We start from the raw sequence: 24589 nt of genomic DNA on the forward strand, positions 1-24589 counted from the left end.
ATTCTTAAAGTGTTCCCATGTTTTTCAACACCCTGATTTACTTCTTTTTGCCAGCTCGGTATGACTCCGCTAAAATTTGGACAGTATGCACAACTTCCTCATTTATTCCGGCATTTTCCACTCCGCTTTTTAGCTGTAACCTACATGCTGGACAACCTGTTGCCACCGTATCAGTGTGGGTCAACTCAATATCCGCTGTCTTACGATCAGAGATCTGTACAGAGAGATCAGGGTGCACAAGGCTGAAAGATCCAGCCATCCCACAACAACGCCCTGGTTCTTTCATTTCAATCAATTCCACACCCGGAATACTCTTTAAGATTTCTCGTGGTTCCTTATTAATCCCTTGTCCACGATTCAAGTGACAGGGATCATGATAAGTCACTTTACGATTTACTCGTCCTAAACCTTCTTTTTTGAAAGGTACTTTGTGAATCAGAAATTCAGAAATATCGTAGGACTTGCCAGCCCATTTATCGGCTAAGGCCTTAAACTGCGGATCATTGTCCAAAAGTTCACCAAAGACATGCTTCCAAGCAGTTCCTCCGGAGGAACATGCCACTACCAAAGCGTCCGCGCCCAGCTTCTCAAATGCTCTTAAATTCCTTTTTGCTAAAGCACTAGCCGAGGCAACATCTCCATTTACTGAGGCGGGAATTCCACAGCATCCTTGACCCTTAGGAATTACAACTTCGATGTCATTTTCTTTAAGAACCTCTACAACCGCTTTCCCAATATCTGTGTAGAAGTAATTAATCATACATCCGGTGAAAAAGGCCACTCTCATCTTAGGTTTTTCGACCTTAACAACTTCCGGAAACTCCGAACGCAATGTCTTGCTGGCTAGCATTGGGAATACTTTATCCGTGCCAATCCCAATATCAAAACGCATTCTGGCAATACGATCACTTTTATGAGGTACGTGTTTTAAGGCCACACCTTGGAACATACTGCCTGTTTTCATACCAAAATCAAACATACGCTGCATCTTAAGCGCAGTAAAGGCAATCTTTTTGACCGGGTGCAGACCCTTTTTGCGAACAGCCTCAGCTCGAGCTGCTAAAATAATTTTGTCAAATCTAACTCCACAGGGACAGTTATTATTACATGCCATACAGGTTGTACATAGAGAAAAACGATCTGCCAGCCCTTGAGTCATTTCAGCTTCTCCTGAAAGAAGGAATTCGACGAGGCTGATTTTTCCCCTTGCCACAGCAACTTCTTGGCGGGTTTCCTTATAGATAGGGCAAACTGCCATACAGTTTCCGCATTTCATGCATTTATGGAGTTCTTCGGTAATCGAATCCAGAGAATTATATACGGACACGATTAGTCCCTCCTCACTATTTTCCCAGGGTTCAACACATAGTTGGGATCCAGGGCTTCTTTCATACTTCGCAGTAATGCAACGCCGGCTTCGCCAAATTCCCAATCTAGATATTTCATTTTAGCAATTCCTATGCCATGTTCCCCTGAAAGGGTTCCACCTAAGGAAATCGCTGTTTGGAATATCTCATCGACGGCTAAGTGAACTCGCTTCATTTCGTCTTGATCTCTCTCATCCGTTAAAATCGTTGGATGTAGGTTGCCATCTCCAGCATGACCGAAAGTTGCGATGTTGAGTTTATGCTTTTCGGCAATTTTACGAATGGCTTTAATCATATCGGGGATTTTACTTCTCGGTACCGTTGCATCCTCCAGAACCGTGGTCGGCCTTTTTTGAGCTAAGGCCGGAAGGGCACTTCGACGTGCCAACCATAATAGATCCCGCTCTTTATCATCCTTAGCAATTTTGACATCGGCAGCCTGTTCCTCTTTTAAAATCTGCTCGACTAAAACCGCTTCCCGTTCAACAACTTCTTTATATCCGTCTACTTCAATTAGCAGAACTGCTTCAGCATCTAGGGGAAGTCCAGCGTGAACAAAGTGTTCCACGGTTTGTATGGTAACATTGTCCATAATCTCAAGGGTAGCAGGAATAATCTTATTTCTGATAATCGAAGCTATAGCTTTTCCAGCCTTGTCAACATCATCAAAAACAGCCATAATACTCTTACGAGCCTCAGGAGCAGGGATTAACTTCACGAGAATTTCCGTGATTATTCCTAAGGTTCCTTCTGCTCCTGTAAAGAGAGCTACTAAATCATAACCAGTAACATTTTTAACTGTTTTTCCACCCCAGCGAATAACTTCCCCGTTCGCTAAAACTACTTGCAAACCCATAATATAATGCTTGGTAACACCATACTTAAGTCCACGCAATCCACCAGAACATTCAGAAACTGAACCGCCCATAGTAGCCGTTGTGACTGTCCCTGGATCTGGCGGATATATCAACCCAAACTGCTGTACAGCGTTATTTAGGTCTTGAATAATCACTCCAGGTTGAACCGTTGCCGTTAGATTATCCTGATCCACTTCCAGGATTTTATTGAGGTTTAGCATTGATAGAACGATACTGTCCTCAGATGGAATAGTACCTCCACTTAAATTCGTGCCTGAACCACGTGGATAGACGGGAACCTTATAGCGATTAGCTATCTTTACAACTTCTGCAACTTGCTCGGTATTAAGGGGTGAAACCACGACTCCCGGCTTATGATGTTTCATTGCAGCTGTCGCGTCATAAGCATAGGTCAGTAAGTCTTCCTGCTCCGTGAGGACGTTTTCCTTACCCAATACTTTAATTAGATCTTCTATAACTTCACGAGCTAGCATTCATCTACCCCCTATAGTATTTTAAAAATTTAATTTCGTCTGATAGTCAGACCACCTAACCATATATTAATTCAATTATTTATGTATTTCAATATGTAAAACGCATTTATTTCAAATAAAGGGGAAAGGTCAAAAACAACCTTTCCCCACTTTAGGTATATTTATTATTTTCTTACATTTATTTCTTTATTATTGAATAACCGGAATCATCCCTGGTACTACATACGCCTGTAAATAGGTCATAAGGCAAATTAGTAATAGGAGAAAGATTGAATGCTTGAACGTAAACCTGAATAGATCGGATTCTTTACCCACTAAACCAGTAGCTGCCGTCGCGACTGCTATAGATTGTGGAGATATCATCTTTCCTACAACTCCGCCTGAACTATTAGCGGCAATAGTCAGAACAGGATTTACCCCAACCTGTTGAGCCGTGACATTTTGAAGTTGTCCGAACAAGGCGTTTGCCGAGGTATCAGATCCTGTCAAGAATACACCGAGCCAACCGAGAACCGGAGCGAAGAAGGGAAACAAATGACCGGTTCCTGCAAAAAGAATCCCGAGTGTATAAGATAATCCTGAATAGTTAGCAATGTAAGCAAAGCCAAGTACAGAGCTTACTGTAATGGTCGGATAGATTAGTGTTTTCAAAGTGGATCGTGCTACTTTTGCTCCCCTGGCTGGACTGACACCGAGAATGAGCATTGTAATAATTGAAGAGATTAAAATCGCAGTTCCGGCTGCGGCAAAGAAGTCCCATTTGTAATAGGCACCATACACTGCTGGCTTTGTGACAATTGGCGTAGTTTTTATGACCAGGCCATCGAGCCCAGGCCAATGGGGAATGTTAACAAACCATTCCAGCTGTTTGGTGACAAAATTTTTGAAGCTTGTTGTACCCCAAATTCCAACCAGGACAGTCAAAACCAAAAAAGGAGACCAAGCTTTAAGTATCGCACCTCCCGAGTACTTCTTGTATTGTTCGATTTTCTCACTTTTCTCATTTGCAAACCGCCAAATGTTCTTCGGTTTCCAGACTTTGAGCAGAGCTGCTGTCGCAATTAGCGAAATGAGTGAAGAAATAATATCGGGTAGCATTGGTCCAAGGTAGTTTGAAGACCACCACTGGGCTATGGCGAAGGTAAAACCTGAAACCAGAATTGCAGGCATAACTTCTTTAGCACCTTTCCAGCCGGCCATTAGGATAATTAAATATAATGGTATAAAAACGGAAAGGAAGGGAAGTTGACGACCCACTGCTGCAGAAATTATATCTGCATTGACACCGGTTACTGCACCAGCGGCAATAATCGGAGCGCCAATTCCTCCGAAGGCTACCGGAGCGGTGTTGGCGATCAAGCAAAGGCCTGCCGCATAGAGGGGTTCAAAGCCCAGACCGATCAAAATCGCACCAGTAATTGCTACAGGAGTACCAAATCCAGCAGCACCCTCTAAAAAAGCCCCAAAGGAAAAAGCAATTAGAAGTGCTTGGAGGCGACGGTCGTTGGACAAAGAAGCGATTGAACTCTTAATAATATCGAATTGACCTGCTTCAACAGTTAAGTTATACAAGAAAACTGCAGTTACAATAATCCAAGCAATGGGAAATAACCCATTAAGGATACCAAGGGCACTTGACGAAAGGGCAACTCCTATTGGCATCTTGTAAACTAGAATAACAACAATATTAGTAAAGATCAGCGTAGTTACTCCAGCTATGTGCCCTTTCATGCGTTTTATTGCTAAGGCCCATAGTAAATAGAAGATAGGCAAAGATACCACTAATGCTGTAAGTCCAATACTACCTCCAAGCGCGGAATAGTTTTGTGTCCATTGCATTTATTACTTCCACCTTTCATAGTCTTGTATCATACCTCTAGATAGATTAATTTCTTTCTGCGCATCTCTCCTCACTTAATTTGTGGCTAATCGTAAGCATAACCATTATAAACGAGGTTAAAAACCAATTTGAAAATATGCAATGCTAATTATTCTTACTAGGGAATTGTTTGCAATTCTCTGCTTAAATATTCGTCTTCTGATAAAATAGCAAAATAAAAAACCGAGGCTGAACTTCGGTTTTCTGATTGCTGTCTCCTATGAATTTTGTTTTGTTTTTACCATAAAGATATTTCTTCTTTTGAGTGACTAAGTTAACTTTTCTGTGCTACTAGTGTTTCTGTTTATTATTTTCAATTAAATACTTCTTAAGTTTGTTCTCGGCCCCTACAAGATGATCCAACATTAGTTTTTGAGCATTTTGTACATCGCGATTTTTAATCGCTTCATATATTAGGAAATGCTCATTAAATAACTTCTGAGGAGTTTCTTCATGTTTGTAAAGCCAATTACGACTGCTTTTTAAGCTCTTGCGAATAGTATCCGAGAGAGTCATCATCAAACGAAAGAAAATTTTGTTATGAGCTGCTTTGGCAATTGCATAATGGAAGTGATGTTCTGCTTCTTCACCCAGGTGATCTAATTTAAGATCTTTTCGCATGATTTCTAGCGCTTCGAACATATCATTTATCTCATCTTCATCTGCTCTCTCTGCGGCCAAACCAGCAGCTTGCACTTCTAGAATTTTTCGAGCCTCATAGAGTTCCAGATCTGCATTTTTTTCGATAAACAGCATCCAAGCTAAAGGGGTTACTACAGATTCCATATTTACTTTTCTGATATAACTTCCTTCGCCAGAACGTACTTCTACAAGTCCCATCATTACAAGGGCGCTAATAGCTTCCCGAATCGATGCACGACTTACCTTAAACCGCTCCACTAATTCCCTTTCTGAAGGCAATCGATCTCCGGGTTTTAGATGACCTTGGGCAATTTGTTGACTGATCTGCTCAACAATCTGTTCATAAATTTTTGGGGTTCTAATGGGTTTGATTATCACCCTTTTTCTCTCCTCGCACATCGGTTGTATATAGCCTCCTTGACTCCAAGGCTAAAACCTCTCTTACTACTCAGAAAAATGAAAGACCACAAAGACAGCTTCTGGCCCAGGATTGGCAAATGAGGTCAGCGCTTGGGCGAGCCTCAGAATGCTGTGTGACACACGAAGACACTGTCTTTCGCACGGATAACCCTTTTGCAGACACTGTTTTGCAGGGATTAGCTTTCTGCAGGATGTGGGAGAAGCAGCCCAACTATTTGGTTACTGCGATAAAATGTGCAGCAGGTCGGCACTCCTGCTGCACATGCTTTTTTGGGGATGGTGCTGCAGCAGGTCGGTACTCCTGCTGCAGCTGCTGTTCCTTTGATGGTTGGACTCGACTTCCCAGCTATGTCTGCCGTTATAGCTGGAAGTATGATTAATAGCACTCCATGGAGCTGTAGGAATACCTATGCTCGTCGGAGCAGCCACAATCGCATAACTTATAAATTTAAGGCCTATTGTGCATCTTAAGCTATGCAGACTGGAATTAACTGTGGTTAAAATCTTTCCGAATAGGTTGAAGTGATATAGTTTATGCCAGCGAACATAAGAAAGGCTCCTTGATTTCTGATTTGTGAAGTTTTGGAGCCTTTCCGATAGTTTACATATTTCTTGTGATATTTTTCTTACCCGTGGTATCAAGCATCATTCCGAGGATATAAGACCCTCCAAGCAGCCCAGCTAAAACAGCTAGGAGCTGAACTCCACTGAGTTTATAAGCAACAATTGCTTTAGCAGCTCCTCCGCCCCATGTAGCAGGAGGGATCATCCACTGGAACACATAAGCTTGCAGCATTATAAGAACACCGACCAGAGCAGCTAAAATGATACTGTGCCAGAATACTGTACGGAAGATCGGACCAACTGCAAGGCTGCCTTCTTGCCTATTTTCATAACAAGCAGCGGTAGCTACAACAATACTTTGGGCGTCAATCATTTTACCCATAACACCACCCGTACTGTTTGAAGCCGCAATCAAAATAGGATCAAGTCCAAGCTGTTCAGCAGTAATTTTCTGCATATTTCCAAACAGAACGTTAGAAGACGTGTCACTTCCTGTCAAGAATACGCCCAACCAACCCAGCATAGCAGCGAAGAACGGATACAGGATACCAGTTTTGGTAAACGCGAGACCAAGGATAGCATCCAACCCAGCAAATTTAGTGGTAAAACCCATACCCATAACTAATCCTATAGTCAGCAACGGGGTTTTCATCCTCTTTGCAGTACGTAAGGCCGCTTCCTTCCACTGTGCAGCCGTAAGTCTTAGGAAAAGTCCCGTTAATATAGCTGCAATGAAAATGCCTGTTCCGGCTGCTGAAAGGAGGTTTAATGAGTATACAGCAGCTTCAGGGCTGTTTTTAGGTACAACAGGCGCAGTTTTAACAACTACATTATGCAGGAAAGGAACGTTGATAGGATAATTATAAAACATGTTCAGAAGACCCTTAACTTGGGGCAGACCCCAGAGAAATACAAAGGCGGTTAGGAATGACCAAGGGATCCAAGCAATAACAACTTCTTTTGTAGAATGCTTAGAACCAACTTTTGCAGGAGCTTCTCCGACCAAACGATAGGTTGTTTTGGGCTGCCAAACTTTAAGGAAGAAGATTACTGCCAGCATCGAAACGATACCGCCAAGAATATCTACTAACATTGGACCGATATAGTTAGAAACGTAGAACTGAGTAAGAGCGAAACTGATACCAGCCACAAGCAGAGCTGGCATAACTTCCATAGTATCCTTTACAACAGTTTTCATACTTTTCTTATCCATATAAACCATGGTAGCTATGGTCCAGATAGGGATTATTAAAGAAAAGAAAGGAAGTTGACGACCAGCCATTGCACTCAGAGCAAATTCGGGAAGTCCAGTTACTTTAGCCAGAGTAATAAGAGGAGTACCAATAGCACCGTAAGCAACCGGGGCAGTATTAGCGATCAGGCAAAGCACTGCAGCAGTAAAAGGTTTAAACCCTAAACCCACCATTAACGCACCGGCAATGGCGACAGGAGTTCCGAAACCGGCTGCACCTTCAATAAATGCACCAAAGGAGAAAGCAATAAGGATAGCCTGAATTCTTCTGTCAGCAGACAGATTACTTACACTGTCCTTAACGGTTTCAAATTTCCCGGTAACAAGCGTAATTGTGTACAGGAACATCGCAGCAACAACAATCCAACCGATAGGAAAAAGTCCATATAGTACTCCGTTGACAAAAGCCATTGAAGCCGCAGGTAAAGGCATCTTCAAGATGAATACTGCGATAAGGATAGCCATAAAACCTGAAATAAGTGCAGCCGGAGGTGGTTCTATACCTCTGTGTTTATTGCCATGCTTGTCCGTTCTGGGGTGGAATGCAAGTAAATATAATAACGTAACGATTGGGATCGCAGCAACTAATGTTGATAAGACTGGACTACCTAAAGGATTGTAATTTTGTAAAAACTGCATAATCCAACTCCCTTTCAAAGTTCATTCTTCAGTTGTTTAATTCAAAGACTTTATAATATTCAGTCATCAGACCATTGAAGCCCCCCCTTCAAGTAATGTAATTAAAGAATATTATATTGTGCGAAAATTCTCTAGATTCTTTGCATGAAACGCAAAAATATTGACATGAAATTATGAATCGGTGTAATGTTCTGCATATTCATTTTTGTGCAAAAGAAAGAGTGTTCGTTCTAGAACACTCAAACATCAAGCCGCTCTTTAAGTTTTTTGATATAAGTTCGACTAACTGGAATTTCAGTTGCTTTCTCGGCATCAATAATAATCTTATAGGTTGAGTTAAACCAAGGAATTACTTCTTTAATACGATCTAGGTTAACGATGTAAGCTCTGTGAGTTTGCAAGAACTGGGCTGGATCCAGTCTTTCCTCAATTTCGTGCAAACTGAAGGTTGTAGGCCACATTTTATGTTCTGTTACCAAACTGGCATAGCGACCTTCAGCGACCACATAAAGTAATTCCTGGGGATCAATCAAGACAACACGTCCCTTAGAGGTTGCTGCAAGTTTGCGCGGTCGTTGTTTAACCCCTATTTCCTGAATTAAACGGGATATTTTTTGCGATAATTCTTGGTCATGAGGCTGTAGACGTTGTTGGATACGATCAATTGTAACCTTCAGGCGTTCCTGAGAAAAGGGTTTAAGGATATAATCTACGGCATTAAGTTCAAAAGCCCGTATAGCATGAACATCATAAGCGGTAGCAAAAACAACGGAAGCGCGCATATCCAACTGTTGAAGAGCTCGAACAACATCAATGCCGTCCATATCCTGAAGATGGACATCCATAAAGATAACTTCTGCTTGCAGGCTGGGAATTCCTTGCAGAGCTTTTGCCCCACTTGAAAATTCACCAATAATCTCTATTTCAGGAAATTGCTCTAACAAAAATCGCAGTTCTTCTCGTGCAGGCTGTTCGTCATCGACTAATACTAGTTTGGCCATAAGTCACCCCTCTAAGTGAACTTCCTGAAATGGGAACCTGAAAGGTAACAATCGTTCCCACGCCAAGAATACTTTCCATCATCAAGCCCTGTCCGTAGAGTTTTACCAAACGTTGATGTACGTTCTTTAAACCAATGCCTACCTCTGTATCTTCCTCTTGATCCCCTTCTAAAATGGCGCGCAGCTTAAAACTTGACATGCCGATTCCTTCGTCTTGAACTTTAATAGTTATCCTATCATTCTCCTTGTGGATACGGATCGATAATGTACCACCATCATCCTTGGGTAATAGTCCATGTTTTACTGCATTTTCAACCAGAGGCTGCAAGACAAGGGGTGGCAGCAAAATATGTTCCGTCCCTGCCTCAATGTACATATCGACTTTCAACTTGTTTGCAAATCGGGCCTCTTCGATAGCCAGATAGGCTTCAACATGTTTACATTCTTCTCGTACAGTGTGGAATAAAACCCCTTGACGCATATTGCGGCGTAAGAATTCACCCAGAAAAACAAGAACCTCCCGCGCTTTTTCCGGCTGTTTCCTAATCAGGCTCACAACGGTATTTAGTGTATTAAATAAGAAATGAGGTTGAATCTGAGCTTGAAGTGCTCGGATTTCAGAGGCAGTACTTAATTCCTTTTGGTGCTCAAGGTCGGCTAGTTCAAGTTGAGTGGAAAAAAGCTTTCCTAGCCCTTCCGCTAAAGTTACGTCAATAATCGATTTACCACGTTGTGCACGATAAAGAATTAAAGCCCCGATTGTCTTCTCACCAGGGCGTAAAGGGACGGCAACAGCTGAGCGGAGAGGACAATTCGGATGTTGGCAATGAATGTCCATTTCAGATACCGCCTGAATAGATTTACCAGTTTGCAAGACTTTATGACTTGCCTCAGTCATAATTGGTTGCCCAATAAAATGGTGATCTGATCCTAAACCGACATAGGCAATTATTTGCTGCTCATTTGTTATTCCAACCGCCGCCACATTGGACATTTTTCGAATTATATATGCAGCTTTTTGAGCACTTTCCAGGTTGAGGCCTTTGCGAAAATAAGGCAAGGTTATATCGGCTATTTGCAGGACATTCTGGGCTTGTAGGGCGGCAATCTGTTCTTCCTCATGATAAACTGTCTTAATAATATATAAAAAAAGACCCACTCCAAGCCCATTAAATATAACCATTGGCATGGCAATGACCATGATTAGGTTCCATGCTTCCTCAAAAGGACGGGCAATCATAAGAATAATAGCCATCTCCATTATTTGGGCAATTATTCCCAGCCCCACGCCAACCTTCCAATCATCGTTTTTATCCCTTGCCAGCCAATAAATGAGCCCTCCCAGCAAGCCCTGCAATATTGGAGATATTGCACAAGCTAAACCAGTAAACCCTCCATAGAATATGTAAAAGTGCAAGCCTGTAATTGCGCCAACAACTAAACCAACCAGTGGCCCGCCAAGCATACCCGCACTTACTGTTCCGATTGCACTCGTATTAGCCGCATTAGCGCCATGAATTGAAACCCCCGAATAAGTTCCTGCCATGGAGAATACGCCAAAAATTAGCATTAAGGTTAAGGTCTGACGCTTGTTTAGTTGAGAATTCAAATATCGGCGAAAGACCTGACTCTTCGTCATTAGTAACGCTATGGTCACAATAATACTGAGCCTTTCAGCTAATATCTTGATTAAATCCATAGATTCATCCTCTTCTTCGTAGCCAAACAAAAATTATTTTACTTTTACTATTCGATACTATCAACGGGAATACTTTTGTTCAAGCAATCTCAACTCTTGTTGAAAGGACTGACTCAGCCGAAAAAGTAATCTCTCCATATCCAGCCGGTGCAAAGAAATATTTTCAGGGCTTAAAAATTCAATTTTGCGAAACTCTGGTTTAACTAAGAAGGGCAGTAAGTCGTCAATATTTTCAACCCTCAGAGTTAAAATAATTGGTGCATAAGCAACTTCGTCGTGGTGCCGCCGTCCATTTTCTTCAGAGACAGTATAGATATCTAAACTTAGATCGATATCTTCGATGATGATTCCTTGTAGTGGAACATTGCGCAATAAGGCTACCTGTTGCTCGCGCATCGTTTCAGCCACTAATTCCTTGCTCTTTCCTCCAAAGAAAAAGCGTCCAGTTTTCGATTCACCGCGAAAATCCACTCGAATCCGTACGCGGATGTGTTCTGTTAGGAGTTCATCTCCAATCCGAATCTTCATTACTGGTTCTCTCCGTTCCCCATCATAATCGTTCAACTTAAATTTAAGGCCCTGGATTTTTACCAAACGCCTATATTTAGATGAATCCTATAAAATATTCTCCATGGGTTTAATTTTATCCTGCAGGCCTTGCTTTAGGCTTAGAATTTATGGACATACTAAGAAAACTTCAACAGATAGTATAGTTACAAGGAGGATAAAATTACATGCTTAAAACTGCAGTTGCAATTTTCAAGGGACAACAACAAACTAAAGAAGCTATCGAAGAAATACAAGGGGAATCCTTAGCAAATTCTAAAGTCTCAGTCATAATCCGCAGTGAATACTTCCATCAAGGTCAATACCGTGAAGAAATCGCCAATGAGTTAGCATATTACCCGAGTGAAACCAATCACGACAAATATCACACCTGGCTTGTCCAAGCACCACCGTTTTTTGTTCCAAATCTAGGGGAGGTAATTGTAGCAGGGCCACTGGCCAGCGAGCTTATGCATCAGCCTCCCAGCCGTGGACTGGCAGAAGTCCTTTTAAGCTATGGACTTTCGGAAATACGGGCAAGACATTACGAGAATGAAGTTCGTACCGGACACTGGTTGGTTCTAATCCAAACAGAGCACGAAAAAATCAATGCTGTTGCCAACACCTTGCAGGGTTATGGTGGTAGAGATGTAGAAAAGTGGAATAAAGAGCTTGATCATCCTGTTTACCCTAAATCATAATCCTACTTGAGATCGCAATTCTTTGATTTCCTCTTTTGTCAGAGCTCTGTACGCACCCGGAGGAAGAGTGTTTCCCTGACTGAGAGATCCAAATCGAATCCGCTCCAGTTTAAAGACCGGATATCCCACAGCGGAAAACATACGTCGAATTTGACGATTTCGCCCTTCATGAATTGTGACTTCTAAAATTTCAATATGATTAGGTTTAAGCTTTTCGTCCCTTCTCTTCGAAACACCGCACACTCGCTGGACTTTAGCTGGTGCGGTGTTTCCATCTTCAAGTAAAACACCTTGTCTAAGGTTTTCTATGGCATTAATCCCCATTGGCCCTTTAATCCAAACGCGATAGGTTTTCTCCACTCCATAGGAAGGATGCATCAGACGATGTGCCAACTCTCCATCATTAGTAAGCAGTAATGCTCCGGAGGTATCGTAGTCCAATCTGCCAACCGGATAAACTCTCGCAGGTACTTCTTTTAATAAATCAATAACCGTAGGTCGACCTTGGGGATCTTGAGCACTAGTAATCACACCTACAGGTTTGTTAAGAAGGTAATAGTGCAGTTTTTCTGTATGTTTGATAGGCCTTCCATCAACTTCAATGGAATCATCCACCCCAACTTTATATCCTAAAACAGAAATCTTTGCCCCATTTACTTTTACTTTACCTTCAAGAATAAGCTGTTCTGCATGTCGGCGGGATGCAACGCCTGCTTTAGCAATTACTTTTTGAAGGCGTTCTCCATCCTCTTTCTCTTGGCTCATTGTTCTTCCTTTCTGATTTTCGCTGCTAGCGTTTTTATAATTCGAAAGATAATTTTACTCTATCCGCTTTCCAAGAACTTCTGTGTCCTTTAGCAAGGGAGACGCCTCTGTAATCTTGAGATCAAAGATACCTGGTCCAATTTCAGAATACCTATCTTGCACATTTCTCCAGAATTTCTCGTTCTGGGCGCTTTGGGGAAGACGAACAAGGTAATCCCCGGGAAACTGTTGCAAAAGATTAAAAGATGCTTGATCGTCGACAGTATTTAACCTAAATCCAACTCTTCTAGCATAATAAAATGTCATTGGCGGAGGATCACTTAATACTAACACACTTGAGATATCTGTATGATCTTCAATCCACTGGGCTTGACTTAGGTATTCTTGATTCCATTGATACTTAGGGGTTAAATCACTATAGGAACCCTTATAAATCAAGGCCAAAAGCACACTCCCAATAACAGTCCCTGGCAAATATGCAATACCGTCTATAGCATAAGCACTTAATAGGGCAACTAAAGGTAAAACAGGCACTAAGTAATAATCCAAGGGAATACGGGCACAAACTATCCCTATATACAAAATGCTGATTCCCCCCCAAGCCCAAAAGGCTAACCGTGCCGGCGAACGAAAAAAGCAGAGACGCAGCAGCCCTAGGCCAGAGAGAAACAAGACAATATCTGTAAACCCGCCCTTAATATTTTTCTCTAATACTTCCCAATTGATCTTTGCTGAGCCGGCAACTTGCTCAGTTAGTATTCCCGAAACAAATTGACTAGAAGAATCAACATTAAAATGTACCCATACATAATAAACCATTGGTGGAATAAGCACAATCAAACTGTAGCGGATTATTTGCCCTACCCTTTCTTGCAATGGCCAAAAACCTAATAGGAGGGCAACGGGAAACAGCATAAGCTGGGGAAGCTTAGCTAAGATTGCCCCAGCCATTATTAAGCCTGCTTGCCAACTCCCAGTTTCTTTTGGCGAAGTTCTCCATCTCCAAACCATGGCCAGAGCCCAGATACTCCATGCCTGAGCCATTGGTTCAGGCATGACAACTCTCCCATAATAAATCGACAAAGGCATCAGGGAGTAAATTGCTGCGGCAAAAAGTCCAACCCGCTCACTAAATATCCTTCGGCCCAGGTCATAAATTCCTAGCACCGTAAACAACGCTAAAGAGACTGACCAGATCCGCCCCCATAAGTCCGTCCAACCGAAAATTGTCCAAGTCCATGCTAACACATATGGTAAAAATGGAAACTCCAACTCAACATGTTGTGGAGTAACCCCATCATAATTAAGCTGAGGTAAGAAAACCTTTGGAAAATCCAATAAATGCCCTAGCATATGAGTAGCCATGCTAGCTGTATCTGCCTGTCTCCATGCCTGATCATCAAGCAATGGATTTGTAATTCCACGCAGACGAAGTCCTAAAGCCATTAGTAAAATTCCTGCTAAAAGTAAACGATTTATTCCTCGGCCCATTCTACTGTACTCCACTTATTACGTTTTAATTGGTAAATAAGTTGAAAGTAGCCCCAGATTGTAGCCCAAACTCGCATTTTACTGGCACCTTTTTTTAGTTCATAGTGAAGTTTTAAGGGGACTTCCGTTATCCGTTCTGCGAATGGAGCAATCTTCAAGAGCAATTCAACCATCCCCGAAAAATTACGACTAACAATTATATCCGGCCCATATTGACGGGTTCCCTCAGCCAGAAGCTTAAGACGATAAGCCCGATATCCACATGAATAATCGCGGACACCTTTGATAGGAGCAAATAATTGCATGACTTTCCCCGCCCCCCAAGATAATCCCCGACGCCCTAATGAGAGCCCATGTTGTTCTCCTCCTGGGACATACCGGGAAGCAATAACCAGGTCTGAGCCTGAGCAGATTTCCTCATAAAGCAGGGGAATACAATCTGCTGGTTGAGTATTATCTGCATCCATCGTGATGACAATATCCGGACAAATTTTGCTCTCACAAGTTTTTTTGTCTTGATCTTTAATGAGATAAGAGTGATTTAAAACATATTGGAAGCCACTGTTAATAGCAGCCCCTAATCCCTTATTTTGCTCATGATTTACTCCGTGTATATTGTTGTAGTCTTGAGTATATTGATGAACAATATCTAAAGTACGATCTGTACTCCCATCGTTAACTATAACGATTTGGTGAGGAATCTGTGCACAATTTGTTCTGATATCTTCTAACAGTTCAGCAAGTGCTTGATCTTCATTATACGCTGGCAAAACAATATATAGCATACTAACAATGCCCCCTTTTTAGGTTCATTGTTAGTATGCACAAAGTACGTATCAATAAAACACTTTAGTAACTATCCAAACCGAAACGATCAAACCAATAATATCTGCAAGTAGACCTAGCTTTAGGGCGTATCGATATTTTTTTATGCCCACTGAACCAAAATATACCGTCAACACAAAGAAAGTTGTATCCGTACTCCCCTGCAATGTTGAGGCTAAACGACCGATGTAGGAATCCGGACCATATTCATTGATTAACTGTGTTGCCACGCCCAAGGCACCTGAACCACTTAAAGGTCGCATAATTGCTAACGGAATAATCGCTGCAAAATCAGGATCTAATCCTAGCATGTTGATGAGTGGCCGAAGCCAATGGGATAGAATATTAAGTGCCCCGGAATCAACGAACACTCGAATTGCGACCAACATCCCAATTAAGAATGGCAAAATTCGTACACCTGTTTTAAATCCTTCTTCCGCACCTTCTACAAATGATTCGTAAACAGGAACTCCTCGCAAGTAGGCTACAATAGGCACAAGTAAAAGGAGGAGTGGTATGGCCCATCTGGATATCTCTGCGATTATGTTCATAGCTTCCTCCTGCGACGAATTAAGTAATCTACAAGGATGGCCATGAACATAGCGCATCCTGTCGCAACTATAGTAGTCCCAATAATCTCAGTAGGATTAACGGAGTTAGCTTTTAAGCGAACTCCGATAATCGTTGCCGGGATTAGAGTAATACATGAGGTATTCAAGGCCAGAAAAGTGATCATCGCAGGACTTGCCACATCAGGTGTCGGATTTTCTTTTTGGAGTTCTTGCATGGCCTTAAGTCCAAAAGGAGTTGCAGCATTACCTAACCCTAATATATTAGCACTCAGATTCATAATTATGGCACCTAGAGCTTTGCTATCTGGTTTGAGAGATGGAAATAGGCGACGAATTGCCGGCCCAAAAATCCGGGCAATTCCTTTAACTAATCCAGCTTCCTCAGCCAAACGCATTAGACCTAACCATAAACTCATTACTCCGATTAGTTCGATAGCAACCTCTACTCCCAGTTCTGCTGCCTTCATTGCTGATGTAGTGACAGATTCGATGTGTCCGTTTAAAGCAGCGACGACTATACCAATTGCCAACATTAAAAGCCAGATGAGATTAACCATTTCCCACCCCCTGCCTAAATGTATGAAAAGGACAAACAAAAAAGAACGAGATATCCCGTTCTTTCTGCTAATCTTATTCTGATTGGCAATTTATTCTAGTCGCGGGCGATAATAATATCGTCCGTGGTTCTCTTTTTCTTCTGAAACATTCCGCCGATTCTCTCTAATAAATCCGGAACAGTATCAATCAGTCGATCAACTACTACATTACTATCGACTGGGAGAAGTCGGATGTTGCCGTTGCCTACTACTAAAAACCCTACCGGTTGAACGGATACTCCAGCTCCGGCACCTCCACCAAATGGCAGCGCCGGTCCTTGCCCAGGGGTTCCACCCCCAGAATGTCCGGAATCTTTGTCATCCGGCGGAGCAAATTCACTTCCGCCTGCCGCAAATCCGCAAGAAACTTTTGAAATTGGAATTATCACAGAGCCGTCCGGGCTCTCAACCGGGTCGCCCACAATCGTATTTACGTCAACGATTTGTTGGATGCTTTCCATAGCAGTTTTCATTAATGATTCAATCGGATGATTCCCCATGTGTTGTCTACCCCCTTATACCCCGCTTGAACGTTCGTAATAACCTCAGTCCTACAAAAATAATATGGCCTATTCTGAGATGGAATATGCATTGAATATCACAAAAGAAACCTTCTTTTTTAAACTGAGGAACAACTACTATTGCTGGAGACTTTACTTCCATAGTCACTTGTCGATAAAGATAGGAAAGTGCAAACCCAAACATAGCCCAAAAAGACCCAGCTGCAATTGCCGTATGGCAAGCATCTTTGTATCCAATTTCTACTCGCCAATCGATGGACTTACAATGGATTCCTCTATAGAATTGGCGTTTAAGGTGTTTTAAATGCTTGGTAATTAGGGGAATGTTCTGCCACAGCCTACTAAGAAAGCCTCGCCGTATATAACGAACACGAGCTTTGGTTGTACTCTTGCGAACCCCACCTTTCAATTCTGCTACTTGCTCAAATTCAACTTGAGGTCCTTTTTCCCACTCCAATTGAAGGGTTGGAATTTGATAATATGCTCGCCAAATTCCCTTAAAGGCCCTAAAATTTATATCTATATGATCTTCTTCAGCAATGCGTCTATAACGAAAATCTACTCGTATTTTTAAGGCAAAGCCAATTAGAAGTAAAATAAGCATCGCGAGCAAAAAAGCTAAAACCCGCACTCCAACCCCTCCGTACATCATACATCGTCCTGGTGACTAACCCTAAAAGGGTAAGATTCCCAGAATAGAGCTTAATTATTCAATAAGCAAATGTAAATATCTATCTAGAAAGTATTTCCTTTCTAACTTCTGTATTTTAACCCGAATACTACAAAAACTAACCTGTCGCAAATTAGGTGAAATGGAGGTTTCAAATATAATGAGATTAAGAAAAGTTGATCCTGGCACATTTAGTTTTCTGGAGCCGGGCTGGTTTATTTTTCATGTGTTTGCTGTAGTTGGAATGATAATGTTAGGCATGACAATTGAAAGAAAATATTAGCTTAAACAGCATGGAATCTAAAGTAAAAAAAGATGAGCGGTGTATACATTAAACCTGTTACACTCTCATCTTTCTTCATTTCTATTGAATTACTAAAGCCCTTTAAAGATAACCCCTGCTAATGATTCCCTTAAGCATGATTAAATTATCAAATTTGACAATTTCATGCACCTTAGTATGCCTAGAGCCAATAATATGTACTAAGGGGGGATAGTTATGTCCATTCAAATAAATAATGACAATTCCGGCTTTATAGCTAAGGGAATGACGAATTCAGATTTGGATAAAGTTGTTGAAATAGCAGGATACGATTATGATTCAGTGCAAGATATATTCTATTCAACGATGAATCCATGGCAGAGAAAAATTGGATACTGTCGCCTTTTTGATGAAGCGGCAGCTCCTTTAGGAATGATCATCGATTGTGAACCTATTCATTTTGAATATAACAACAAAAAATGGATGATTGGTTTGTGGAAAGGACAATATGATCTAGTTTCCGGAGGAGAAATTGGAGTTTACACCGAAGCTTTTGATTTAAAAATACCGGGATTTTTTACCGGTACTTTTTACAATTGTGCAAGCGATTCTGATCTTCTGCAAATGTCCTTTGTATTAAGGAAAAACGGAAAAGTTCTTTTTAGACGAGAAGGAGAGCATTGGTGGTTAACCGGATTTAAACTGGGCGAATTCTCCGAACCCTCAGAACTAACTATGGATATAAGTATTAATTTGAAAAACAGGCTTATGCGTGATGCCTTTATTGCCGGCCTATATAATGCTGGGTATTCAAAGGCGGACTTAACGATTAATGGAAATTCAGTTAGCTTTTTATATGCTGCTCCTCACTCCGAGCAACCAGTAACTCGCACGGCTGCCACTGACCGGATTATACAAAGAAAAAACGAATTACTCTGTGCTAAATATCAAGAGATCACCCAAGGTCTTGATAATCTGCAAGATAAAGTAGCCGCTATTGAAGAACAGGCCCCGGAGCTTTATCAAAAAATAATTAAAATGGGCAAGGCAAAACCCTTGTTTGGGATTTACGAAACCGTATTACTTGTTTTTCTGGTTGCAGTGGCAACCTACCTCGCCTCTCGAGTACTCAGTGAAGATAACTAGTATTTCCTGTCCTATTGGAAAAACCTACAACTTATTCTATATATAAAAAAGCAATCTCCTTTTAGAATTCTAATTGGAGATTGCTTTTTTAGAATACGATGATTTACTCTTCTTGTGTGCTGGCTACCTCATCATTGCTTAAATACTCAGTTTCTAACTCAGGCAAATCATTTAAGGAACGCAACCCAAAATGCAGGAGAAACTGCTCTGTTGTAGCATAAAGAATAGGTCTCCCGGGGCCATCCTTACGTCCCACATCCTTAACAAGTCCTTTTTCCACTAAAGTTGCTAAGGCCCGATCAGATTGGACTCCTCTGATGAAGTCTACTTCACCTCTTGTTACAGGTTGCTTGTATGCAATTATAGAAAGTACTTCCAAGGCTGCATTAGACAAAGCCTGGGCGGGCTGCTTATATAGGATTTCTATATATCGGGCCACTTCTGGCTTAGTTCCTAATTTGAAGCCGCCATTCATTTCCAGCAAGGCTAATCCGCAAGAGTCTATAGCATATCGCCTTCGTAATTCATAAAGAAGCTCTTCAATTTTGGCTATGTCCAACTCCAGAATCTCACTGAGCTGTACAAGGGTAAGCGGATCCTTGGCAACAAATAAAAGAGCCTCTAAGGCAGCTGTTTCCGGCTCCCTAAACAGCAATTCCATCTACTCCTCTTCTGTAAATTCCCAAGCTTTTTCCGTTGGATACAGCATTATTTCGCTGAGGAGCGTTGCTTGCTCAGCACGCACCTTTCCTGACTTTAAGAGTTCTAACAGCGCCAGGAATGATACAATTATTTCCATGCGTGTTCCAATTCTCATAAGCTGATTGAAGCGAAGCCCTTTGGGATGAAGCAGAACACGGCGCAATACATCCGCGAGCATAAGGTCAATGGCAATTTCATCCGGTTCAACATAGGTGATTTCTTCCCCTTTTTCAGCCCGTTCGATAACCCGACAAAAGGCTTGCCAAAGATCGTCAAAACTTATCCCCTTTAGTGGATCTTCCGGCTTGACATCTGCTAATAAACCCTCAATATTAACTTCTCGATAGTAAGATCGTCCCGATGAGGTTTCTATACTTTCAAAAACCTTAGCCGCTTGTTTGAAGGCTCGATAAGCAATCAAGCGCTCAACCAGTTCCTGGCGTAAATCTTCTTCTTCCCTTGGACTCTCTTCACTTTTCGGGGGTTTTGGCAAGAGTTCTCTTGATTTGATATAAAGTAATTGGGCTGCGAGAACCAAAAATTCAGTGGTTACTTCCATGTCCATGGATTCCATCCGACGAACGACATCTACGAACTGGTCAGCAATTCGGGCAATAGGGATATCATAAATATCCACTTTTTCTTGTTGTATGAGAGTTAATAATAAATCAAGGGGGCCTTGGTAGGCAGGAAGTTCAAATTGAGGACTATTATTTTCACGTTCCATTATAACCCCATGAGGTGGCGAACTTCTTTCATTGTCTGTGAGGTTGTTTCCTGGGCGCGTATGGCACCTTCTTCTAAAACTTTTTCTACTCGGCCGGGCTCTTCCCAATAGGAACGCCTTTCCCTAAACGGACTTATTAACTTCTCTAGATTTTCTGCCAGATTCCGTTTACAAGCGACACATCCTACTTTTCCAGCCCGACATTTTTCTTCGATGTCTGCTACTTCAGGAGTGTAGATTTTATGAAATTTATGAACAACGCATACTTCCGGATGTCCGGGGTCATCTTTACGCAGCCGAGCCGGATCGGTTACCATTTGTTGTACCCTGGTCTTAATCTCTTCAGGAGAGGCGGTCAAGGATATAGCATTATGATAACTCTTACTCATTTTCCGTCCATCTACTCCCGGGAGGAGAGGAACTTTGCCTATTAAAGCCTTCGGTTCAGGAAAAGCGGTTCCATAAAGATGATTAAAACGACGAGCAATTTCCCGACAAAGTTCAACATGGGGAATTTGATCTTCACCCACAGGTACAGCATCTGCTTTATAGACCAAAATATCCGCTGCCATCAAAAGAGGGTACCCCAAGAAACCATATGTACCCAGTTCCTTACCCTGTTGACTCAATTGTTGAATCTGATCCTTGTAGGTGGGTACTCTTTCAAGCCAGGACAGAGGGGTAAACATGGAAAAAAGCAAATGAAGTTCCGCGTGCTCTTTGACATCTGATTGAAGAAAGATAGCACTCTTTTGAGGATCAATTCCAACACTGAGCCAATCTAAAGCTATTTCTCTACGTAAACTTGGAAAGTCTAATTTATCTTCATATCCCGTCGTCAAGGCATGTAAATCAACTATGGAAAAATAACTTTCATACTCATCCTGAAGGGTCACCCAATTTTGAATGACACTTAAGTGCCCAATATGCAAAGCCCCTGTTGGGCGCATTCCGCTAAATATTCTACCTTTCATATTAACAATCCCTTCTATTTCTTAGGTCTATTGTAATTTATATTATTATCACTTTACACTAAAAATGGGGTTAGTATCAGTGAAATAATTTTCTGGTAAGCATCAAATATCCCAATTACTGTCGGAGACAGTACATTGCCAAGCACATCTGTAAAGAGAAGGACAATCAGGATAACAAATCCATACTGCTCGATCATTTGCAATTGAGGAGCAAATCGTTCAGGCAGCAGACTACTAAGCACACCAAATCCATCCAAGGGAGGGATCGGCAAAAGATTAAAAACTCCTAATCCCAAATTCATCAGAACAGTGGATTGAAACACTAATGAAAGTATACCACTCCACTCGGAGGCTTCTAACCAAAGCATTGTTAAGAACCATAATAACATAACCACAAAAGCCGTAATCAAATTCATGATCGAACCGGCTAAGGAAACCATCATCTGTCCTCGCCTCTTATCTCCCCGATAATAATGAGGATTGGTTATAACGGGTTTAGCCCAACCAAAGCGATATAAGAGTGCCATTAAAGTCCCAAACAGATCTAAGTGGACAAAGGGATTCAAGGTTAAACGTCCCTGACTTCGTGGTGTCGGATCTCCTAAGCGATCGGCAACCCAAGCATGAGCAAACTCATGAAAAGCAAACCCGATCATCAAAGCAGGAATGTTTGCGATAATAGTCGCTAACTTGATATCGAACAAATCTCTACCTCCTTCTAACCTGGGAATTAACCAATTGACGAGCGATTCCCTGCTCTTCTTCTACTGTACTTATTCTACCCTCGAGCCAAGCCATACGTACTTGAGCCAGAATTTCTCCAATTTCAGGGCCTTGTTTTAAGCCCATCTGAATAAGAGTCTTGCCATCAAGAGCCATATTAATTCTCTGCCCGGCTTCCATACACTCAGTTATTCGTTTATTATATCTTCCATCCCGGGCTAAAGTGGTCACGACTCTATTAGGGGCCTTATTTAGGAGATGATCCAATTCACTGATGGTTAAAGGCTTTTCTAAGGAGTCTCGCAATTGTACATAGGCGATTGTTTCATCACGCATAGATTTATTCAATATAACCCGCTCCAGAACAATTCCGATTTCCGCAGAGTCCATCTGGGAAAGAGAAATCAGCCAGCGTAAATTCAATGACCATTCCCCACTCCCTACAGCATCCTCTAAGTTAAAATTCCAAGCCAGATCTTTACCGAACCAAGCCTTAAATAAACCACTGTTCACTAAAAGCTGCCCCATGGTCAAGTAATTTGCTTCTCTATAGATAAGCAGAATCTCCTCAGTAAACCGTTCCACGCTTAGCTTAGATAGAACCCCGGTCTCTATCGCAGTATGTAAGGCATCGAGAGTCTCTTTAGCAAAATCAAATTGATATCGTTCGGCAAAACGTATTGCCCGAAGCATTCGGGTAGGGTCATCGATAAAACTGATATTATGCAGGAATCGTATTTTCTTCTGTTGTAAATCTTGTTTACCGCCATAATAGTCAACAAGCTCTCCGTAACGATCTGAGTTGAGACAAATGGCCATAGAATTAATGGTAAAATCCCGTCGGAACAAATCATCCCGAAGGCATGACTCTTCAACCTGTGGGAGTGCTCCCGGAAATGAATAATGTTCCCATCTCGTACTTGCTATATCAACATGACTTCCATCAGGAAAAATAATTTGTGCTGTTCCAAACTTTATGTGCTGAGTCAGCTTTCCATTCGGTATCCGCCGCATTAAAGCTTGGGCAAATTGGCCACCGCTGCCTTCTACAACAAAATCTAGATCTTGGGTAGGGACAGTAAGGAGCAAATCCCTGACAAATCCTCCTACAACATAGACTGAACACCCTTCTTCCTCCGCCGTATCTCTTACTGCTTCCAGAAGATTTTGGGTTTCTTTGGGCAAACATTCTAGCAAATCTAAAATATCTTGGCGCATAGCTGCGCTTCTTTCTCGAGCGAGTTGCGTTTCGATAGGAATTGACGTGCCGTGAACAAGACGCAAAACATCTGAACGCGAAACAATACCAACAAGATTTCCGTCTTCCACAACGGGCAAACGCCCGATATCATGCTGAACCATTAATCTATGAACTTCATCCCAAGGCACATCTGCTTCTACTGTAGATACCTTAGTAGTCATAAAGCCTTTGACAGGTGCATGCTTCAAGCCATGCTTAATAGCCTTATCCACATCGCGCCTGGAAATAATCCCCACCAAATTCTTATCCTCTGTAACCGGCACGCCGGTATGACCGTAGCGCAATAAGATTTGTTCTACTTCACCGAGTTTTGTCTCGGGTGATACAGTCTTAACCGGATAGCTCATGATATCTCTGACTAGATGAGGGCGTTTTGCCCGGCTCTTGATCGCTGAACGCAGTTGCTTTAATATATCAGACAGCTTCGCATCTTTAATAGTTGCGGAAGCTGCTCTTTCGTGCCCTGCTCCTCCAAACAATTGAACTAAACCGTTAACCGGCAAGCCCCGGCCTCTTGAGCGGCCCACTATATACACCCGGTTTTCCATCCTTACCAAAAGAAACCAGGTATCTGCCCCTTCTAACTCTCCTACTCGATGGGCTAATAAAGCCAAGCCACCCACATAGTCCTTAATCTCGGCATAGGCAATATAGACAGGTAATCCATCAAAGAATTCTGTTTGTCCAGAATCTAAGAGCTGTTGCAAAAGATCTTTTTGTTCCTCAGTAAGAGGGCGACGCAAGTTATTAGAAATTACCCCTAAGTTCGCACCTTGTTCTAATAAATAAGCCACAGCGTGAACATCACGTACTGTGGTACTATCAAACAACAGACTTCCGGTATCATCATAAATCCCAATAGCAATTAACGTTGCTTCGAAACTACTAAGGGGCAACCCCATCCCTGCTAATTTTTCCACAAGAAGAGTAGCACAGGCACCAACCGGTTCGATTACCATACCTGCTTTAAGTGTACCTGCATAGGGATGGTGGTCATAGATCTCTACCTCAACACCAGGGAGTCTAGCCACCTTCTCCCCTAAAAACCCTACTCGACGAAGCTCATGGGTATCTACTAAAATTACCCGAGAAACCTCCTCCAAATCAATATCCTGAGCCCTGCGGAACCGCAATAGATCTCGAGACAATGCTAGAAAATCTTGAACAAAAACATTTGGCTTTCCATCCATGACCAAAACACTGTTCGGATAAATCTTCTGAGCTGCTACCATCGAAGCCAACGCATCGAAATCGATTTGGCGGTGAGCCAAAATGATGTCCATTCTACATCCT

General features: G+C 42.0%; 23 protein-coding genes. 3 read left to right on the forward strand and 20 right to left on the reverse strand.

The window, feature by feature from the left end; all coding sequences use genetic code 11:
• Positions 1-37 precede the first annotated feature (37 nt).
• From DP73_RS01910 to DP73_RS01925, 4 genes are all read right to left on the reverse strand, one after another.
• Positions 38-1327, reverse strand: a complete 1290-nt coding sequence (locus tag DP73_RS01910; RefSeq protein WP_034597087.1) for a (Fe-S)-binding protein — start codon at positions 1325-1327, stop codon at positions 38-40.
• A 2-nt stretch (positions 1328-1329) separates the two neighbouring features.
• Positions 1330-2718: an FAD-linked oxidase C-terminal domain-containing protein gene (locus DP73_RS01915; RefSeq protein WP_034597088.1), complete on the reverse strand. Its 1389-nt coding sequence runs from the start codon at positions 2716-2718 to the stop codon at positions 1330-1332.
• A 189-nt stretch (positions 2719-2907) separates the two neighbouring features.
• A complete protein-coding gene (locus tag DP73_RS01920) occupies positions 2908-4557 on the reverse strand; it encodes a lactate permease LctP family transporter (RefSeq protein WP_034597091.1) in 1650 nt (549 codons plus the stop codon).
• Positions 4558-4888: 331 nt separating this feature from the next.
• Entirely contained in the window at positions 4889-5617 is a 729-nt protein-coding gene (locus DP73_RS01925) for a FadR/GntR family transcriptional regulator (protein ID WP_034597149.1), read from the reverse strand.
• A gap of 119 nt (positions 5618-5736) precedes the next feature.
• Here DP73_RS01925 and DP73_RS23275 point away from each other — a divergent pair, with 119 nt between their 5' ends.
• Entirely contained in the window at positions 5737-6039 is a 303-nt protein-coding gene (locus tag DP73_RS23275) for a hypothetical protein (RefSeq protein ID WP_165574367.1), read from the forward strand.
• A 221-nt stretch (positions 6040-6260) separates the two neighbouring features.
• On the opposite strand, the gene DP73_RS01935 is transcribed toward DP73_RS23275, so the two are convergent.
• From DP73_RS01935 to DP73_RS01950, 4 genes are all read right to left on the reverse strand, one after another.
• Positions 6261-8114, reverse strand: a complete 1854-nt coding sequence (locus DP73_RS01935; RefSeq protein WP_205623348.1) for an L-lactate permease — start codon at positions 8112-8114, stop codon at positions 6261-6263.
• Between the two features lie 239 nt (positions 8115-8353).
• Positions 8354-9115, reverse strand: coding sequence for a LytTR family DNA-binding domain-containing protein (locus DP73_RS01940; RefSeq protein ID WP_034597093.1), 762 nt, complete (start codon positions 9113-9115; stop codon positions 8354-8356).
• Positions 9090-10814: a LytS/YhcK type 5TM receptor domain-containing protein gene (locus DP73_RS01945; protein WP_034597094.1), complete on the reverse strand. Its 1725-nt coding sequence runs from the start codon at positions 10812-10814 to the stop codon at positions 9090-9092. Before DP73_RS01945 ends, DP73_RS01940 begins: the two co-directional genes overlap by 26 nt.
• A 60-nt stretch (positions 10815-10874) precedes the next feature.
• Positions 10875-11342 (reverse strand): hypothetical protein, encoded by a 468-nt coding sequence (locus tag DP73_RS01950; RefSeq protein WP_034597151.1) that lies wholly within the window; start codon positions 11340-11342, stop codon positions 10875-10877.
• Between the two features lie 206 nt (positions 11343-11548).
• Between DP73_RS01950 and DP73_RS01955 the strand changes: the two genes are divergently transcribed.
• Positions 11549-12061, forward strand: a complete 513-nt coding sequence (locus DP73_RS01955; RefSeq protein WP_034597095.1) for a hypothetical protein — start codon at positions 11549-11551, stop codon at positions 12059-12061.
• Here the strand turns inward: DP73_RS01955 and DP73_RS01960 are convergent.
• The 7 genes from DP73_RS01960 to DP73_RS01990 all read right to left on the reverse strand — a co-directional run bounded on the left by DP73_RS01960 (position 12056) and on the right by DP73_RS01990 (position 17483).
• The gene (locus DP73_RS01960) at positions 12056-12826 is read right to left on the reverse strand and encodes a pseudouridine synthase (protein WP_034597096.1); all 771 of its coding nucleotides are present in this window, start codon (positions 12824-12826) and stop codon (positions 12056-12058) included. The two genes, DP73_RS01955 and DP73_RS01960, sit on opposite strands and share 6 nt — an antisense overlap.
• A gap of 54 nt (positions 12827-12880) precedes the next feature.
• Entirely contained in the window at positions 12881-14317 is a 1437-nt protein-coding gene (locus DP73_RS01965; RefSeq protein WP_034597097.1) for a glycosyltransferase family 39 protein, read from the reverse strand.
• Entirely contained in the window at positions 14302-15102 is an 801-nt protein-coding gene (locus tag DP73_RS01970; protein ID WP_034597099.1) for a glycosyltransferase, read from the reverse strand. The genes DP73_RS01965 and DP73_RS01970 overlap by 16 nt, the downstream gene beginning before the upstream one ends.
• A 51-nt stretch (positions 15103-15153) precedes the next feature.
• On the reverse strand, positions 15154-15693 hold the full coding sequence (locus DP73_RS01975) for a spore maturation protein (RefSeq protein ID WP_034597100.1): 540 nt from the start codon (positions 15691-15693) through the stop codon (positions 15154-15156).
• The gene (locus DP73_RS01980) at positions 15690-16271 is read right to left on the reverse strand and encodes a nucleoside recognition domain-containing protein (protein ID WP_034597102.1); all 582 of its coding nucleotides are present in this window, start codon (positions 16269-16271) and stop codon (positions 15690-15692) included. The genes DP73_RS01975 and DP73_RS01980 overlap by 4 nt, the downstream gene beginning before the upstream one ends.
• A 95-nt stretch (positions 16272-16366) precedes the next feature.
• Positions 16367-16810, reverse strand: a complete 444-nt coding sequence (ytfJ, locus tag DP73_RS01985) for a GerW family sporulation protein (RefSeq protein WP_034597104.1) — start codon at positions 16808-16810, stop codon at positions 16367-16369.
• Between the two features lie 7 nt (positions 16811-16817).
• Positions 16818-17483 (reverse strand): DUF2953 domain-containing protein, encoded by a 666-nt coding sequence (locus DP73_RS01990; protein ID WP_034597105.1) that lies wholly within the window; start codon positions 17481-17483, stop codon positions 16818-16820.
• A 517-nt stretch (positions 17484-18000) separates the two neighbouring features.
• Between DP73_RS01990 and DP73_RS01995 the strand changes: the two genes are divergently transcribed.
• A complete protein-coding gene (locus tag DP73_RS01995) occupies positions 18001-18909 on the forward strand; it encodes a DUF4474 domain-containing protein (protein ID WP_052090341.1) in 909 nt (302 codons plus the stop codon).
• Positions 18910-19012: 103 nt separating this feature from the next.
• Here the strand turns inward: DP73_RS01995 and scpB are convergent, their stop codons facing one another.
• The 5 genes from scpB to DP73_RS02020 are packed head-to-tail and all read right to left on the reverse strand — an operon-like array spanning position 19013 to position 24579.
• Entirely contained in the window at positions 19013-19564 is a 552-nt protein-coding gene (gene scpB / locus DP73_RS02000; protein ID WP_034597153.1) for an SMC-Scp complex subunit ScpB, read from the reverse strand.
• Positions 19565-19570: 6 nt separating this feature from the next.
• Complete coding sequence (locus DP73_RS02005; protein ID WP_034597106.1) at positions 19571-20338, reverse strand: segregation/condensation protein A; 768 nt, start codon at positions 20336-20338, stop codon at positions 19571-19573.
• Positions 20338-21312, reverse strand: coding sequence for a tryptophan--tRNA ligase (trpS, locus tag DP73_RS02010; RefSeq protein WP_034597107.1), 975 nt, complete (start codon positions 21310-21312; stop codon positions 20338-20340). The genes DP73_RS02005 and trpS overlap by 1 nt, the downstream gene beginning before the upstream one ends.
• A gap of 53 nt (positions 21313-21365) precedes the next feature.
• Entirely contained in the window at positions 21366-22016 is a 651-nt protein-coding gene (locus tag DP73_RS02015; RefSeq protein WP_205623349.1) for a site-2 protease family protein, read from the reverse strand.
• A gap of 4 nt (positions 22017-22020) precedes the next feature.
• Positions 22021-24579, reverse strand: a complete 2559-nt coding sequence (locus DP73_RS02020; RefSeq protein ID WP_034597109.1) for a CBS domain-containing protein — start codon at positions 24577-24579, stop codon at positions 22021-22023.
• Between the last annotated feature and the right edge of the window lie 10 nt (positions 24580-24589).

The sequence above is a fragment of the Desulfosporosinus sp. HMP52 genome (assembly GCF_000765145.1).
Lineage (GTDB): Bacteria > Bacillota > Desulfitobacteriia > Desulfitobacteriales > Desulfitobacteriaceae > Desulfosporosinus.

What these genes read in the sequence shown, in the direction of transcription:
- DP73_RS01980 (WP_034597102.1), bottom strand. Translation starts at nt 16,271, where the DNA reads ATGGTTAATCTCATCTGGCTTTTAATGTTGGCAATTGGTATAGTCGTC.
- DP73_RS02020 (WP_034597109.1), bottom strand. Translation starts at nt 24,579, where the DNA reads ATGGACATCATTTTGGCTCACCGCCAAATCGATTTCGATGCGTTGGCT.
- DP73_RS01955 (WP_034597095.1), top strand. Translation starts at nt 11,549, where the DNA reads ATGCTTAAAACTGCAGTTGCAATTTTCAAGGGACAACAACAAACTAAA.
- trpS (WP_034597107.1), bottom strand. Translation starts at nt 21,312, where the DNA reads ATGAAAGGTAGAATATTTAGCGGAATGCGCCCAACAGGGGCTTTGCAT.
- DP73_RS01920 (WP_034597091.1), bottom strand. Translation starts at nt 4,557, where the DNA reads ATGCAATGGACACAAAACTATTCCGCGCTTGGAGGTAGTATTGGACTT.
- DP73_RS01995 (WP_052090341.1), top strand. Translation starts at nt 18,001, where the DNA reads ATGTCCATTCAAATAAATAATGACAATTCCGGCTTTATAGCTAAGGGA.
- ytfJ (WP_034597104.1), bottom strand. Translation starts at nt 16,810, where the DNA reads ATGGGGAATCATCCGATTGAATCATTAATGAAAACTGCTATGGAAAGC.
- DP73_RS01975 (WP_034597100.1), bottom strand. Translation starts at nt 15,693, where the DNA reads ATGAACATAATCGCAGAGATATCCAGATGGGCCATACCACTCCTCCTT.
- DP73_RS01950 (WP_034597151.1), bottom strand. Translation starts at nt 11,342, where the DNA reads ATGAAGATTCGGATTGGAGATGAACTCCTAACAGAACACATCCGCGTA.
- DP73_RS01990 (WP_034597105.1), bottom strand. Translation starts at nt 17,483, where the DNA reads ATGATGTACGGAGGGGTTGGAGTGCGGGTTTTAGCTTTTTTGCTCGCG.
- DP73_RS01915 (WP_034597088.1), bottom strand. Translation starts at nt 2,718, where the DNA reads ATGCTAGCTCGTGAAGTTATAGAAGATCTAATTAAAGTATTGGGTAAG.
- DP73_RS01935 (WP_205623348.1), bottom strand. Translation starts at nt 8,114, where the DNA reads ATGCAGTTTTTACAAAATTACAATCCTTTAGGTAGTCCAGTCTTATCA.
- DP73_RS23275 (WP_165574367.1), top strand. Translation starts at nt 5,737, where the DNA reads ATGAGGTCAGCGCTTGGGCGAGCCTCAGAATGCTGTGTGACACACGAA.
- DP73_RS01945 (WP_034597094.1), bottom strand. Translation starts at nt 10,814, where the DNA reads ATGGATTTAATCAAGATATTAGCTGAAAGGCTCAGTATTATTGTGACC.
- DP73_RS01940 (WP_034597093.1), bottom strand. Translation starts at nt 9,115, where the DNA reads ATGGCCAAACTAGTATTAGTCGATGACGAACAGCCTGCACGAGAAGAA.
- DP73_RS01965 (WP_034597097.1), bottom strand. Translation starts at nt 14,317, where the DNA reads ATGGGCCGAGGAATAAATCGTTTACTTTTAGCAGGAATTTTACTAATG.
- DP73_RS02005 (WP_034597106.1), bottom strand. Translation starts at nt 20,338, where the DNA reads ATGGAACGTGAAAATAATAGTCCTCAATTTGAACTTCCTGCCTACCAA.
- DP73_RS01970 (WP_034597099.1), bottom strand. Translation starts at nt 15,102, where the DNA reads ATGCTATATATTGTTTTGCCAGCGTATAATGAAGATCAAGCACTTGCT.
- DP73_RS01960 (WP_034597096.1), bottom strand. Translation starts at nt 12,826, where the DNA reads ATGAGCCAAGAGAAAGAGGATGGAGAACGCCTTCAAAAAGTAATTGCT.